Below are 14,594 nucleotides of genomic sequence, written 5' to 3'. Positions count from 1 at the left end.
AAGTTAAGAATCCACACTGCAGGAGCGTGCGTTATGAGTCGCAGTGTGGCGAAAAGCTCATTCGCTTTTCGTTCCAGGGCCAAGGATACTTGGGGCATAGCCCCTGGGAAAGTAGGATCCAAACGGCAGGGAGATTCGTCACGGGACGCCGTTTGGCGAAAGTCTCCACTGGAGACTTTCGTATCGCCAGGTAAACAAGCAACAGACTATCTCTAACGAGGTAGTCTGTTTGTGTTTAGTCATACTGTAAATTAAGATACTTGGGTCCGGGGTTCCCCCCGTTCGGGATCCACACTGCTGGAGAGTGCTTTATATGTCGCAGTGTGGCGAAAAGCTCGTTCCTTCGCCACGAAGTGTGTCCTTTGGGGCGGGTGGCTCGGCGAGACTCTATCCTACGCCGAAAGGTATTCCTTTACGGATCACGGCTTCGGCGATACTCTCCACTGGAGACTATCGTACCGGAGACTTTCGTCACTGGAGACTATCGTGCTTTTCGTCACATTGCTGGGACATTTAGTCGACTGGACAACTGTATAAATTGTTACTTTTTATTGCTCCTGGGCTAGGTGCTTTGCGTATATTCTTAGTGTTTCCATCATTTCACAATTGGGGCAGATTTTAATCTCATCGTTAGATTTTTTAGTATAGTTATACTCCTTCTCGCATTTTGGGCAGATAGGGCATTTCTGATCTTCACTCATTAGCACATTCCCACTTTCCTATTTTCTTTGGTCACCGTTCTAGTATAAGCATGTTTTATTTTGGTCTACAGATATTATATGCATTAGTTTAAGTTCCTTCGCCTACAAGATCAGTTCCTTCTGGTTATTATTAATCTTTATTTTGTATAAGCCATGTTCATTACAGTAGGCATAGAGATTACCATCGTACATTTTTGGAATTCGCAATTCTGCATTTTGCTGTGGATATAACTTCACAAGCAGCACTCTATCACAAGCTACATAGGATACAAACGAAATATAGTGCTTTTTGCTCATTTCATGTTTTATTGCAATATAGTAGTCATTTTCAATGTCAGTCACAATAATCTTGTGCGTTTCATCCTCCAGCTTTGCAATTAAGCCTTCTAGTTTTCTACCACAGCAAGAGATTTCAGCCTCACTTGTACTGGTAATTATATTGGTGCAAGTTTTACATACGTAAAATTTAATTCGCTTCATATTTCCTCCATCAGGATCTTTTTGTTCTAAATCACCTAGTAAAATTCTTTCAATGTTAACATCTAATATTTTGGAGAGGTTACCTAGCAATGATACATCAGGACAACCAAGACCACGCTCCCATTTTGAGATTGTCTTATCGCTTATATTCATCTTATTGGCGACATCTTTTTGGGTCATGTTTTTCTCTTTTCGCAAGCTTGAAATTAAAACTCCTACTTTACCACAGTCCATAATAGTTTCCTCCTTGTCTATGACTAAAATATAATTGCTAATAGGTAATTTTTCAATAAACGCTCCGTAGAGTAGTTAATATCACTGAACCAAAAAATGGCAGGTGTGTTTTATTCTTTGGACAATTACTCCATATCGGAATGCTGCTTTGAGAGGAATGCAATTTATACAGAAAACACTACAATGAGTATATATTCGGATAAAATTTATAATAATAAGGGCAAGTATGATGAAGAGATCTACTGCATTCCCGTAAAACCTAGTAGTAATAGCCGCTTCGGGATACTTCTATATAGTGTACATCTTCTCAACCTGTTGAAACTAAGATATTAACTTTGACTTTTGTAAGGAGGAATTAGATTTGGATTTCAGTTTTATATGGAAAGCCAGCGTCATTGTAATTGGTGGAGTACTTATTCTACGCTTAGCTGGAAGAAAATCAATTTCACAACTGACGGTTGCTCAGACAGTAATGATGGTTGCTGTTGGATCATTAATTATTCAGCCAGTGAGTGAAAGAAATATTTGGATTACTATGGTAATAACATTTATTCTTGTACTTTTGCTGATTGTTATTGAGTATATGGTCGTAAAATTTGACACCCTTGAAAGCTTTTTTTACGGCAAAGCAATTATAGTGGTTGAAAACGGTACGATTAATCAAAAAAATATCAAAAAATTACGTTTAACGGTTGATACTTTAGAACTAAGAATCAGACAGCTAGGCCTTCATAATATCGGTGATTTACAATGGGCCACGATAGAAGCAAACGGTCAATTGGGGTACATGCTAAAACCTGAAAAGCAATACGCTACTAAAGAGGATATCCAGGTGTTAATATCGATGCTTCAAGCAAACATGCCTAGTGTACCTATCCGAGCAGCAGTTACTGATCCAAATGTATCCGATAACCTATTTACAGAAGTTAAAAATAAGGAACATTTAAAAGGTCCACCAGAACACTTGAAATGAGGCAGAAAGAATGGATGTATTGCAAAAGTATAAAACGTTCATAGTTATCCTTTTTAAATGGATAGTTTGGGGAGGGGTTATCGGTGTAATCATAGGCTCAATAACGGCCTTCCTTTTGACGACCAACGATTTCCTTGGAGATGTTCGAGAAACAAACTTTTGGCTTATTTTTTTTCTCCCTCTTGGAGGCATAGCAATAGGCTATATATATATGAAGTATGGTATGAACTCTGGAAATGATGCTGCTAAAGGAAATAACCTGATTATAGATGGAATCCATGGAAAAGCTAAGGTACTAAGGAGAATGGGACCGATTGTTTATTTAGGGACATTTCTTACAGTCTTCTTTGGTGGGTCAACGGGTAGAGAAGGTGCAGCCATCCAAATGGGAGGAAGTATTGCTGAAACAGTAAATCAGTATTTTAAAATTAAATAAATTTGACTCGAGAATTTTGCTGATGAGTGGGATAAGTGCTGGGTTTGGCGCGGCCTTTGGTACACCGATTACGGGAGCTGTTTTTGGAATGGAAATGGCCGCTTTAGGGAAACTGAAATATGAAGCATTAGTCCCTTGTCTCATAGCGAGTTTTACTGCTCATTATGTAAGCACTGTAGCTTGGGGAGTTGTACATGAAGAATTTGTTATAAAAACAGTACCGGAATTTTCCGTCAGTTTGTTTTTAAAAGTTATTCTTATATCAGTGATTTTTAGTTTTATAAGTGTTTTATACTGTCAGTTGAGGCATGGAATACAAAAGGTTTCGGAGAAATATTTAAAGAAAAACCATATGTTAAGAGCATTTGTTGGAGGTATCATCATTGTCGCATTAACTCTGATAGTTGGTTCACAAGACTATAATGGTCGCAGTATTGAATTGCTTGAAAAGTCTTTTTCAGAAAATATTCCTTACTTTGCCTTTCTAGCCAAGCTTATATTTACAGCAATTACACTAGGGACTGGCTTTGTAGGAGGAGAAGCCATACCTCTTTTTATTATAGGTGCAACTTTCGGTAATACCTTATCCCATATTATTGATTTACCTATGTCCTTCCTTGCTGCATTAGGTATGATCGCGGTATTTTGCGGTGGAGCAAATACTCCTATAGCAGCCTTCCTTCTAGGTGTTGAGTTGTTTAAGGGAGAAGGGATAGAATATTTTTTTGTTGCATGCGTTGTTAGTTTTATCTTTTCGGGTCATCATGGACTTTGGCCTTCCCAAACAATATATGAACCAAAGAGCAGACTCTACAGTATTGCAGATGGAGAAACCATTAATGCTACTGAAAAGAAGAAAAATACTCCATAATAAAAGTCTAGTAAAAAAAGTATTACAAGGGGCTTGTCTCATAATGAAGTCTGAGGACATTCATGAAAAGGCAGCTCCTTTTAAATTCCGAGAACAAATGAGAGAGGTTCTTGTCGTCTTTCCAACAGTCACTAGTTTTTTATATTGGCACTTAGATATGGTTGAAGGATATATGAGAAAAATATAGAAAGGTTATTTTGTTAATAACTTGGGTGAATTGTAATAAAATACATTCTTTTGGCTATATATGGAGGAGTAAAATGACAACTATAAAAACGATTTCAGTTAAATCGTTTGGGCGAAGGGTGGCACGTAGTATGCTGATCATACCTGCTGTTTTACTTGTTTGTATGTTTATTCTTGTGGGAGTACTGCTGGCATCTAGTCCTGGAAAAGTTGAACCTTTCTTAGATGAAAACGGAAGGCCTTTGGCAGGTAGCATTTCAGAAAAAATCTTTGTCAATATCAATGGGGTGGAGCAGGGGATGTTTATCAAGGGTAAGGATAAAACGAAGCCTGTAATACTTTTCTTGCATGGGGGTCCTGGTATGCCCGAATATGCGGTTAGTCGAAAATATCCTTTAGTTCTTGAGAACGACTTTACTGTCTGCTGGTGGGAGCAGCGAGGTGCCGGACTTTCCTACAGTTCTGATATTCTGCCCGAGACAATGACCTTTGAGCAATTGATATCAGACACCCTGGAAGTGACTAATTACCTTCGCAAGCGCTTTGGACAGGAAAAGATTTACCTCATGGGCCATTCGGGGGGATCCTTTATTGGTATCCAAGCGGCAGCACGGGCCCCAGAGTTCTACAAGGCCTATATTGCCGTGGCTCAGATTTCAAATCAGCTGGAGTCAGAAAAGTTGGCATACAACTATATGATTGAACAGTTTAGCAGGCTTGGGGACAAAAGTATGTTGCAAAAGTTTGAGAAATACTCTATTAATGAGATAAACCTGCCTTCATACTATACTATGCGTGACGCGCCAATGCACAAGCTTGGCATTGGTACTACGCATAATATGAAATCTGTAATCAGTGGTGTCTTTTTACCTATAATGCTGCACAATGAGTATACCCTAAGCGAAAAGATAAACATATGGCGTGGCAAATTCTTAACTACAAAAACCTACGATCTATGGAGAAAGCTGGTTGCAACAGATTTAACTAAGAAGGTGCAGGGGTTGCATATTCCTGTTTATTTTATACATGGCATATATGATTATACGGTATCTTATTCTTTGGCACAGGATTATTTTGAGGAACTACAGGCGCCTATTAAAGGATTTTACACGTTTGAACTATCAGCGCACAGTCCATTGTTTGAAGAGCCAGAAAAAATGCAGCAAATTTTGCAGGAGGATGTTCTGGTAGGAGTTAATAACCTTGCCGACATAAAGTAGGCGGGTATTTCGCGATTGCTATAAATAAGGTTTCATTCTTCATTATCCAATAATTAGCTGCATATATAATTTAGCCCTCCAACTTATTTTAAAGGGAAGATGAGATTTTTGTCGAATAAAATAAAGTTAATAATTTTCTCGTAGAGGAATGGTGGATTTTGGCTCGTTTAGAAAATGAGTTCGCAAATATCAATAGGAAATTAAGTAAACCGGTTTATCATCGACGAAATCTATTTAGAGGGTTACATTCTTTCGTATCTGTATTAGGGCTTACAGACATCGGGTATGTATTTACAACTTTGGCAATGTTAGTTAAGTCTATTCTCTTTATAGGACTTATAAATAATGATAATGCGACGAGATTTAGTCTTGTGAAAGCATTTTACAGTTTTAGCTCTTCACCCCCTATAGATATCTATATTTTCTTCAGTGTTATAGTACTGAGTTTAGCCTTTATGTCTAAGGGCAGGAACCGGCTTTGGTTTCTGTTTTTTTGCAATAGTTTATTTTCTCTGCTTCTTATTATAGATTTAATGTATTATCGCGGCTATAGCAGCTTTGTTACTCCATATTTGATCGGACAAACAACTAATTTGGACAATCTGTCTAGCAGTATAATATCAATGTTGCGTAAAGTTGATCTGTTGTTTGTCCTTGACCTGCTATTCTTTTTAGTTATAGGTTTGAAGTATAAGACCGTATATCTCAAGACACAAAGAGCTATTTACACCTCGATAATTCTTTTGATTTTTTCAGTCTCGTATATTTATTATCAGCATGTTCAAATGGACCTAAAAGGAAACGGCCATGAGATGCTGTTCAGGGTCGCATGGTCTCCGAATCAGACCATGTCTAATCTTTCACCCCTAGGGTACCACGCTTTTGACATCTATAACTATTTCAAAGATAGTAAGGACGCAAAAATAACTTCCGAGGAAAAAGAACTGATTAAAAATTGGCTTATTGAAAACAAAGAGAAATTGTCGTCCAATGAATATGAGGGTATTTTTAAGGGCCAAAATCTTATTATGATTCAAGTAGAGTCTCTCGAAACATCGGTTATAAACCAAAAAATTGACGGTCAGGAAATCACTCCAAATCTTAATAAGCTATTAGATAATAGTTTATACTTTTCCAATTTTTATGAACAAGTGCATAATGGCTCAAGCTCAGATGCGGATTTAATGGCTAATACTTCGGTTTATCCCATACGAACCGGTTCGACCTTTTTTCGTTTCCCTAATAATTCTTATAATTCATTACCTAAGATTTTAAGGGAGGATGGGTATAATACCCTAGCTATTCACCCTGATAAAGGATCTTATTGGAATTGGATGCCAGCCCTGAAGGCCATGGGATTTGAAAAGACAATGGATGAAGCCAGTTTTAACACAGAAGAGAAGATTGGTTTGGGAATTTCTGACGGAAGCTACTTTAAACAAATAGCACCTATTATACCAGAACAGAAGCAGCCCTTCTATGATTTTATGGTTACTTTAACAAGTCACAACCCCTTTGACTTACCTGAAAAATATCGATCACTTATTCTTAGTGAAGACCTTGATAAGACGAAGCTCGGAGGATACTTTCAAAGTATTCGTTATACCGACGAGCAAATCGGCATTTTTTTGGAATCACTTGAAAAAAGCGGGGTTCTGAATAATACAGTGGTTGTAATCTATGGGGATCACACAGGAGTTCACAAATACTATAATGATGAAGTCCAAAAAGTACAGCCACAAGAAAGCTGGTGGCACGATGACAGTAAACGAATCCCTCTTATTATCTACCATAAGGGGATGAAGGGCAGAGAGATTTCGACGACTGGGGGGCAAATTGATACAATGCCCACCATAGCCTATCTGATGGGAATTAGTCAAGAGCGTTACAATAATTCAGTGTTTGGCCGAAACTTGCTTAATACAAAGAAGGATTTTGTTGTTTTGGCAAATAGACAGTACATTGGAAATGCAGTGAATGGAACAGAACAGGAAAACCATATCAAGGGAATTGATATCGCAGATCTCGTCATTCGCAAAAATTACTTTAAAGAACTGGGATATTGACTAGGAGGAATTTGACAACTTTCGACGAAATACCTATTATTGACCAGAAGTATTTGGAAAATACAGAGATGGTGGTGTTTAGCTTGGTTGAGAAACAACGTGTGATACAAGAATACGTACCGGGTAAACAAGTGACAATGGCTCATATTATACCGAACCCACAGGGAGATATTCATGAGCGATTGGGGATTGTGACTACTGGTGCCATTGGGATTATGACGATTACCCCGAGTGAGGCAGCGATTATTGCAGCTGATGCTGCAAGCAAAGCGGGGGATATTGAACTCGGTTTCGTAGATCGTTTCACTGGTTCTTTGGTAATAACAGGAGATGTTTCTAGTGTCGAAGCAGCGTTAAGAGCTGCCGTAAGTACTTTAGTTAACATTTTAGGGTTTTCAGCGGCTGAGGTGACTAGAAGTTAATGGGTAGAATACTTCTAATTGGGGGAATTGGTGCTGGTAAAACCTCTTTAAAGCAAATGCTTATGAATGAACAAGTTAGCTATAAAAAAACACAGATGTTGGATTTTTCTCATACCTTTATCGATTGTCCCGGCGAATATCTTGAGATTCCGCGTTTTTATCATGTCTTAATAGATGCGAGTCATCAGGTTTCTGAGATCTGGGCACTTCAAGACGCCACAAAACAAAGGACATTTTATCCTCCCAAATTCTCGAAAGTTTTTAGAAAGCCAATCATTGGAATTATTACTAAAGTGGATTTACCGAAGGCCAATATCCAACAAGCGACTTCTTTCTTGAATTATGCTGGCATAGAAGAACCATACTATATAATGTCTGTTAGGAATGAGGAAGGAGTTGCTCCTTTGCGCCTGCGATTAAGTACATTATGTTGAGCTAGGCTATCTCTAACGAATCCAGAAAAGCAAGTTGCTCTGGGTTTATAAAACTTGATTGTAATAGCTATAAGGCTTCTTGCGAGGATTATTCACTGATTTGAAGGTGAAATAATCCTCTTATTTTTTTGTCCCTCTAATGGTTACACTTAGATTGCGCCCTAAGTAGCTTAAAGGAACAAGATTTAGGCTTAAATGGTAATGGGAGGTAATTAGAATTATTATTTGATTGACTACCTAAATTATAATTAGTATAATAATAAATAACATCAATTGAATTTTCATACATATCATATATCAAATCACCAAAAAAGGTACAAGCGACTGAGAGCAGAGGAGGGGATAATCAAATACCGAGATGGAATCCATTAGCATTGGGAAAACAACTAGGACTTATACTAATTACTTTGGAGGTGTCTAAATGACTGAACTCATCATATCGAGATTACAATTTGCAGTGATAACGTCTTACCATTTTCTATTCGTGCCGTTGACGCTTGGACTAGGGATCCTTGTTGCAATGATGGAAACTTGGTATGTTAAAACGGGAAATGAAACTTACAAAAAAATGGCTAAGTTTTGGGGTAAATTATTCCTTATTAACTTTGCCATGGGCGTAGTTACTGGTATAGTTCAAGAGTTTCAATTTGGGATGAACTGGTCGGAGTATTCTCGTTTTGTTGGAGATATCTTTGGAGCACCCTTAGCAATTGAGGCACTTGTCGCCTTCTTTCTCGAATCAACGTTTTTAGGTTTGTGGGTTTTTGGGTGGGATAAGTTGTCTAAAAAAGTTCATTTAATCACTATTTGGATTGTAGCAATTGCTTCTAATATATCAGCGTTCTTTATTCTAGTTGCTAATTCGTTTATGCAAGAACCAGTTGGATACATATTACGTAATGGCCGGGCAGAGATGATCGATTTTCTGGCTTTAATTACAAATCCCCATGTTCTATATCAGTTTCCCCATACCGTGCTTAGTGGTTTTGTAACCGCAGGCTTTTTTGTGATGGGTGTTAGCGCATACCATGTAGTGAAAAAGAATCAACTCGATCTCTTTAAGCGTTCCTTTCATATGGCTTTGATTTTTGGATTAATCAGTACTGCAGGAGTTACTGGAGTAGGGCACTTACAAGGAATGCATCTTGTTGAATCACAACCCATGAAGATGGCAGCTGCTGAGGCGCATTGGGAGACGGAAAATCCAGCTGGCCTATCATTATTCGCCTTAATTGATGAACAAGGACAGAAAAATAATTTTGAGATTAAAATTCCAACCATGTTAAGCTTCCTTTCTTATAATAGTTTCACAGGGGAAGTCAAGGGAATTCATGAGCTTCAGAATAAAGCAGTTCAGGAATACGGACCAGGTAATTATGTCCCACCGGTAACTTCTTTGTTCTGGAGTTTTAGGGTTATGCTCACGGCTGGAATGTGGCTAGTTTTGATGGTGATACTAGCACTTTACTTCACTAAAACTAACAAATTAGAGCAAAAAACCTGGTTTTTGAAACTAATGCTATGGACGATCCCAGTTCCCTATATAGCAAATATTGCAGGGTGGTTCTTGGCAGAAGTGGGACGTCAGCCATGGATAGTCTACGGATTACAGACAGTTGAGGCAGGTGTTTCGACCTCCGTTTCAGCTCTCTCCATGCTAATCGCTTTTGTTGGCTTCCTGCTTATATACTGTGCCTTAGCAGTGGCGGATATTTACCTTATGGTTAAGTATATAAAGATGGGTCCAGAAGAGGCAAACAGGGATGAACACCTGAATAGTGAGGTTAAGGGGGCGTCATTATGGACTTAAACATCCTTTGGTTTATACTCATTACAGTCTTGTTTGTAGGGTTCTTTTTTCTAGAAGGATTTGATTTTGGTGTAGGAATACTGCTTCCTTTCTTGGGTAAGAACGATCAAGAGCGTCGTGTCCTTATTAATACAATCGGACCACACTGGGATGGTAATGAAGTCTGGTTGATCACAGCCGGTGGAGCCATGTTTGCAGCATTTCCTAATTGGTACTCCACCTTATTTAGTGGCTTTTTTCTCGCTTTGTTTCTAGTATTAGTGTCCCTAATAATCCGTGGGGTCGCCTTTGAATTCCGCAGCAGTGATTCCAATCCTCTCTGGCGGAACACTTGGGATTGGATGATTTTCACAGGAAGTTTCCTATCTGCAGTTCTTTGGGGAGTTGCTGTGACAAATTTTGTCAAAGGAGTACCAATTGATGCAAAGATGCAATATGTGGGAACCTTCTTTGATCTCCTCTCTCCCTACGCTATCGTGGGTGGTTTAACCACACTATTCGTTTTCATGTTTCACGGAGCTTTATTCCTTAGTCTAAAGACAACGGGTGAGATGGCTGAACGAGCTTCGAGAGCAGCCCAGAGTATTGCTCTAGTGGCCATCCCAGTAGTTTTATTATTAGCTGTTCTAACCTATTTTCAGACAGATCTCTTCGCTAGTTTTGGTGCAGGTATTACTTTGATTTGTTCTGGAGCAGCTCTTATCCTTGCTTTATTATTGATCCGTTCTCGTAAAGCTGGATGGGCATTTATTGTAAATGGTTTGACCATTTTGTTGTTTACCGTGTCCTTATTTTGGGGGCTCTTCCCGCGTGTGATGATTTCCAGTCTTAATATCAACTGGAGTTTAACAATTTATAACGCCTCGTCCAGTCCTTACACGTTAAAGATTATGACGATCATAGCGCTGATTATGGTTCCCATCGTGCTTCTGTATCAGGGATGGACCTATTGGGTTTTTCGCAAACGAATCACTCAAAAAGACCTTCACTATTAAGACCATGTCATATAGAATTAAGGGCAAGATTTTTCTTGCCCTTAATATATAGTAGTCAGAAATATGACTTGTTGTTCATTTTTCATCATCTGATGGTGCTGCGAAGCGGCATGGAGGTCTACTCTGAAAAAAGACCCTAAAGGTTTAAGATTCTTCACCTCGTTCAGAATGACCGTTCCACTTGAGCTAGGAGATGACTATAGTTTATGTTTGACAAGAGTTTAGTTCGAGAGGGCAGGTCCGTCTGGGGATTACTGTTGCTTACGGTTGTGCTTGGGATAGGGATTGCCTTGCTGGCAGTCGCCCAAGCTTGGTTTTTTTCCCGTGTTGTGGCCATGGTCTTCTTAGAGGGAGTTGGCTTAAAGGCAGTATGGGGTTCTCTTTTAATGATTCTTGGGATCATTGGCTTACGTGCAGCCTTCCAATGGTTCAGTGAGATATGTGCTCATGAAGCAGCATCCCACATCAGGGTGAGTTTGCGCCGGCGGTTAATGAACCATATCGTTGCTCTGGGACCGCTTTATGCTCGAGGGGAACGTACGGGAGAATTAATTACAACCGTGGTAGATGGGATTGAATCCCTAGAGGACTATTTTTCCAAATACCTTCCTCAACTAGTTTTGGCCACAGGGATACCTCTAATTATCTTAGGTTTTGTGTTTCCTCTAGACTGGAAATCCGGATTAATTCTACTTTTGACGGGTCCGCTCATTCCGATTTTTATGATTCTGATCGGAAAGTTGGCTGAAAAGAAGTCCCTTCAGCAGTGGCAAAACTTAGGCTGGATGAGTGCTCATTTCTTAGATGTTTTACAGGGATTAACAACACTTAAAGTGTTTGGTCGGTCAAAAGATCAGATACGTGTGATTGAGAGAGTTAGCGATTCTTTTCGAAAATCGACTCTGAGTGTGTTGAGGATAGCTTTCTTATCTGCATTGATGTTAGAGTTTTTAGCAACGATTAGTACAGCCGTTGTTGCTGTAACCATAGGGCTAAGGTTGGTCAATGGAACCCTCTCCTACTCTTCGGGATTATTTCTTTTACTACTTGCTCCCGAATTTTACACTCCTTTAAGGACACTGGGCTTAAATTTTCACGCTGGTTTGTCTGGGCTAAATGCTGCTAGTCGCATCTTTGAGATTTTGGACCTCCCTCTGATGTATGAAAAGAACAGGGATGACCAGAACCTCCGGAACCAGATTCATCATCAACAGGACAACAACGATTTTCTTGGAAGGAGTAAGGATCAAGTATTAGCATCAAATTATCAAATCTCTTTTCAAGATATTCATTTAGCTTATCAAACTGGAGAATCACCCGCTTTAAACGGAATTAATCTATCCATAAATTCGGGAGAAACCATTGCCCTTGTTGGTCCGAGCGGAGCAGGCAAAACATCGATTGCTCAACTATTGCTTCGTTTTGTTGAACCTACTACAGGAAAACTTCTAGTTAATGGAGCTTTGCTTAGCTCGATATCCGCAGAAAAATGGAGGGAGCAAATCGCTTATGTTCCTCAAAACCCTCATCTTTTTGCTGGCAGCATAGCAGAAAATATTCTCTTTGCTCGGCCTTCCGCGACTCTAGAAGACGTTGTAAGCGCGGCCCAAGAGGCTTCAGCACACGAATTTATTATGAAGCTTCCAAATGGATACCAAACCAACCTAGGAGAAGGAGGTACGCGCTTAAGTGGCGGACAGGCCCAAAGGATTGCCTTAGCAAGGGCTATGTTGAAAGATGCTCCATTGTTTATATTGGATGAAGCAACCTCAAATTTGGACTTGGAAAGTCAGTACTATGTTCAGGAGGCTTTGAAACGCCTGGTAAAGGGAAGGACCACATTAATTATTGCACATCGTTTAGATACGGTATACCATGCCGGTCGCATCCTGGTACTGAATCACGGGCAGATTGTAGAAGAAGGAAACCATGAGGAATTGATGAGAGTACAGGGACTATATTATCGACTCGTGAAAGAATATCGAGGGGAGTTAAGATGAAAAGCTTGAAGTGGTTAATTCACTTGATATTGCCTTATTGGCGACGAATCCTGCTGGCTTTAATACTGAGTACTCTGACAATCACAAGCCATATTGGTTTAATGGCAACTTCCGCGTATCTTTTAGCCCGTGCAGCCCTTCACCCTCCGGTCCTTGACCTAATGGTAACGATTGTCGGAGTTCGTTTCTTTGGACTGTCTCGTGCAGTTTTTCGCTATTTAGAACGGTATGTTTCGCATGACGTAACGTTTCGAATTCTAAGCCAAATACGAGTGAAGTTTTATCAGGGGCTGGAACCTTTAGCTCCTGCCAGACTATTGAACTTTCGCAGTGCAGATTTACTGAGTCGGATTGTGGCGGATGTAGAAATCCAGCAAAATCTATTCTTAAAGGTTTTCGCCCCTCCCATCGTAGCCTTACTAGTCCTCTGTGGGTATGGAGCTTTTCTAGCGAGTTATGATATAAGGTTTTCAGTCATTCTGTCAGCTTGTTTCCTAGTGGCGGGCCTTGGGATACCCTTGATAATTAAACTTCTGAGTCAGGGGGTTGGGCGTCAGTTAGTTGTTCTAAAAGCAGAATTGAACACACAGGTTGCCGATAGCCTATTTGGAATGTCTGAAATACTTGCTTATGGTCAAGCAAACGTGTACTTGGCTAGAATTCGGCGGACGAACGAGAAAGTTACGAATCAGCAACGTCAAATCGTCTGGCTTTCTGCTCTGTCTTCAGCGTTGACAGGGATGCTGGCTAATGTCAGCATGTGGCTAATCCTTGTATTGGGAATTGTACTTGTTGAAGAAGGGAAATTGAGTGGAGTTAACTTAGGGATGCTAGCCTTAGGAACTTTAAGTAGCTTTGAAGCATTGTTTCCCTTAGCCCTCGTTCCTCATCATCTAGAACAAAATCGAGTTGCTGCGGATCGGCTGCTAGAGTTGATTCAGGCTGAACCCGAAATAAAAAATCAGGATACTATGTCTCCCAAGCCGAGAGAGATGAGTATTACCTTTCAGGAAGTGAATTTTAGGTATGGACCAGAGGAACCTTGGGCTTTGAATTGTTTATCATTTCATATTCCTGAACAGAGTAAAGTGGCGATTGTTGGGGCAAGTGGAGCAGGCAAAACAAGTATCGTAAATCTTCTCCTGGGTTTTTGGGACTACGAAGAGGGAAGGATCGATTTTGGAGGATATTCTATACAAGAGTATACCCAGCAAAAGATTAGGGACTATGTAGGGGTCGTGACTCAGCGAACCCATATATTCAATGCCACAATCAGGGAAAATCTTCTGCTGGCCAAACCGGAGGCAAATGATGAAGAACTGATCCTAGCGGCTAAGAAGGCTAAGCTTCACGATTTTGTAAAATCATTTTCCAAAGGCTATGACAGTTACGTTGGAGAAGGCGGTTTAAAACTATCTGGAGGACAGAGACAGAGATTAGCAATTGCACGAGTCTTGTTAAAAAATGCTCCCATCCTAATTCTCGATGAAGCTATGGAAGGACTTGATCCGTTCAATGAACGTGAGGTCATGAGAGAAGTATATCAACTCATGGAAGGGCGTACCACTCTGGTTATAACACATCGTCTCTCAGGATTAGAAAGAATGGATGAGATTCTTGTTCTTGACCAAGGTCAGGTTGTTGAACGTGGAAAGCACCATGAACTCCTCCGACAAAAGGGTTTTTATCGGAAACTATGGGATATGCAGGTAATCCCACTCAATTAGGGAACGATTTTACATCTTATTAATGAGCTCATTACCAGC

The 14,594-nt window shown here is 39.8% G+C and carries 14 protein-coding genes; 13 read left to right on the top strand and 1 reads right to left on the bottom strand.

Translation table 11 applies throughout. The features are described from left to right. Together HGJ98_RS03430 and HGJ98_RS03425 are read left to right on the top strand one after the other, a co-directional pair. The coding region (locus tag HGJ98_RS03430) for a hypothetical protein (RefSeq protein ID WP_291349629.1) at positions 1-216 on the top strand (216 nt) is incomplete at its 5' end. Between the two features lie 97 nt (positions 217-313). Continuing rightward, positions 314-517: a hypothetical protein gene (locus HGJ98_RS03425; RefSeq protein ID WP_291349628.1), complete on the top strand. Its 204-nt coding sequence runs from the start codon at positions 314-316 to the stop codon at positions 515-517. A 286-nt stretch (positions 518-803) separates the two neighbouring features. Here the strand turns inward: HGJ98_RS03425 and HGJ98_RS03420 are convergent, their stop codons facing one another. Then, positions 804-1,415: a helix-turn-helix domain-containing protein gene (locus tag HGJ98_RS03420; protein ID WP_291349627.1), complete on the bottom strand. Its 612-nt coding sequence runs from the start codon at positions 1,413-1,415 to the stop codon at positions 804-806. A 361-nt stretch (positions 1,416-1,776) separates the two neighbouring features. Between HGJ98_RS03420 and HGJ98_RS03415 the strand changes: the two genes are divergently transcribed. The 11 genes from HGJ98_RS03415 to cydC all read left to right on the top strand — a co-directional run bounded on the left by HGJ98_RS03415 (position 1,777) and on the right by cydC (position 14,555). Further along, positions 1,777-2,388 carry a DUF421 domain-containing protein gene (locus HGJ98_RS03415; protein ID WP_291349626.1) on the top strand — a complete coding sequence of 204 codons (612 nt, stop codon included), beginning with the start codon at positions 1,777-1,779 and terminating at the stop codon, positions 2,386-2,388. A gap of 10 nt (positions 2,389-2,398) precedes the next feature. After that, positions 2,399-2,824 carry a chloride channel protein gene (locus tag HGJ98_RS03410; protein WP_291349625.1) on the top strand — a complete coding sequence of 142 codons (426 nt, stop codon included), beginning with the start codon at positions 2,399-2,401 and terminating at the stop codon, positions 2,822-2,824. Between the two features lie 22 nt (positions 2,825-2,846). Beyond that, positions 2,847-3,695 (top strand): chloride channel protein, encoded by an 849-nt coding sequence (locus HGJ98_RS03405; protein ID WP_291349624.1) that lies wholly within the window; start codon positions 2,847-2,849, stop codon positions 3,693-3,695. A 260-nt stretch (positions 3,696-3,955) separates the two neighbouring features. Then, complete coding sequence (locus tag HGJ98_RS03400; protein WP_291349623.1) at positions 3,956-5,101, top strand: alpha/beta hydrolase; 1,146 nt, start codon at positions 3,956-3,958, stop codon at positions 5,099-5,101. Positions 5,102-5,724: 623 nt separating this feature from the next. Continuing rightward, positions 5,725-7,167, top strand: a complete 1,443-nt coding sequence (locus HGJ98_RS03395) for an LTA synthase family protein (protein WP_291349622.1) — start codon at positions 5,725-5,727, stop codon at positions 7,165-7,167. A gap of 68 nt (positions 7,168-7,235) precedes the next feature. Next, a complete protein-coding gene (eutS, locus tag HGJ98_RS03390) occupies positions 7,236-7,589 on the top strand; it encodes an ethanolamine utilization microcompartment protein EutS (protein ID WP_291349638.1) in 354 nt (117 codons plus the stop codon). Next, positions 7,589-8,023: a EutP/PduV family microcompartment system protein gene (locus HGJ98_RS03385; protein WP_291349621.1), complete on the top strand. Its 435-nt coding sequence runs from the start codon at positions 7,589-7,591 to the stop codon at positions 8,021-8,023. Before eutS ends, HGJ98_RS03385 begins: the two co-directional genes overlap by 1 nt. A gap of 421 nt (positions 8,024-8,444) precedes the next feature. Further along, on the top strand, positions 8,445-9,833 hold the full coding sequence (locus HGJ98_RS03380) for a cytochrome ubiquinol oxidase subunit I (RefSeq protein WP_291349620.1): 1,389 nt from the start codon (positions 8,445-8,447) through the stop codon (positions 9,831-9,833). Beyond that, on the top strand, positions 9,824-10,828 hold the full coding sequence (gene cydB, locus HGJ98_RS03375; RefSeq protein WP_291349619.1) for a cytochrome d ubiquinol oxidase subunit II: 1,005 nt from the start codon (positions 9,824-9,826) through the stop codon (positions 10,826-10,828). Before HGJ98_RS03380 ends, cydB begins: the two co-directional genes overlap by 10 nt. Positions 10,829-11,034: 206 nt before the next feature. Next, positions 11,035-12,828: a thiol reductant ABC exporter subunit CydD gene (gene cydD / locus HGJ98_RS03370; RefSeq protein WP_291349618.1), complete on the top strand. Its 1,794-nt coding sequence runs from the start codon at positions 11,035-11,037 to the stop codon at positions 12,826-12,828. Beyond that, the gene (cydC, locus tag HGJ98_RS03365; RefSeq protein WP_291349617.1) at positions 12,825-14,555 is read left to right on the top strand and encodes a thiol reductant ABC exporter subunit CydC; all 1,731 of its coding nucleotides are present in this window, start codon (positions 12,825-12,827) and stop codon (positions 14,553-14,555) included. Before cydD ends, cydC begins: the two co-directional genes overlap by 4 nt. The last annotated feature ends 39 nt before the right edge of the window (positions 14,556-14,594 follow it).

This window comes from Desulfosporosinus sp. (genome assembly GCF_014237355.1).
Lineage (GTDB): Bacteria > Bacillota > Desulfitobacteriia > Desulfitobacteriales > Desulfitobacteriaceae > Desulfosporosinus.
This window is presented reverse-complemented; position numbering and strand designations above follow the sequence as displayed.

What these genes read in the sequence shown, in the direction of transcription:
- HGJ98_RS03425 (WP_291349628.1), top strand. Translation starts at nt 314, where the DNA reads ATGTCGCAGTGTGGCGAAAAGCTCGTTCCTTCGCCACGAAGTGTGTCC.
- HGJ98_RS03420 (WP_291349627.1), bottom strand. Translation starts at nt 1,415, where the DNA reads ATGGACTGTGGTAAAGTAGGAGTTTTAATTTCAAGCTTGCGAAAAGAG.
- HGJ98_RS03410 (WP_291349625.1), top strand. Translation starts at nt 2,399, where the DNA reads ATGGATGTATTGCAAAAGTATAAAACGTTCATAGTTATCCTTTTTAAA.
- HGJ98_RS03405 (WP_291349624.1), top strand. Translation starts at nt 2,847, where the DNA reads ATGAGTGGGATAAGTGCTGGGTTTGGCGCGGCCTTTGGTACACCGATT.
- HGJ98_RS03400 (WP_291349623.1), top strand. Translation starts at nt 3,956, where the DNA reads ATGACAACTATAAAAACGATTTCAGTTAAATCGTTTGGGCGAAGGGTG.
- HGJ98_RS03395 (WP_291349622.1), top strand. Translation starts at nt 5,725, where the DNA reads ATGTTGCGTAAAGTTGATCTGTTGTTTGTCCTTGACCTGCTATTCTTT.
- eutS (WP_291349638.1), top strand. Translation starts at nt 7,236, where the DNA reads ATGGTGGTGTTTAGCTTGGTTGAGAAACAACGTGTGATACAAGAATAC.
- HGJ98_RS03385 (WP_291349621.1), top strand. Translation starts at nt 7,589, where the DNA reads ATGGGTAGAATACTTCTAATTGGGGGAATTGGTGCTGGTAAAACCTCT.
- HGJ98_RS03380 (WP_291349620.1), top strand. Translation starts at nt 8,445, where the DNA reads ATGACTGAACTCATCATATCGAGATTACAATTTGCAGTGATAACGTCT.
- cydB (WP_291349619.1), top strand. Translation starts at nt 9,824, where the DNA reads ATGGACTTAAACATCCTTTGGTTTATACTCATTACAGTCTTGTTTGTA.
- cydD (WP_291349618.1), top strand. Translation starts at nt 11,035, where the DNA reads ATGTTTGACAAGAGTTTAGTTCGAGAGGGCAGGTCCGTCTGGGGATTA.
- cydC (WP_291349617.1), top strand. Translation starts at nt 12,825, where the DNA reads ATGAAAAGCTTGAAGTGGTTAATTCACTTGATATTGCCTTATTGGCGA.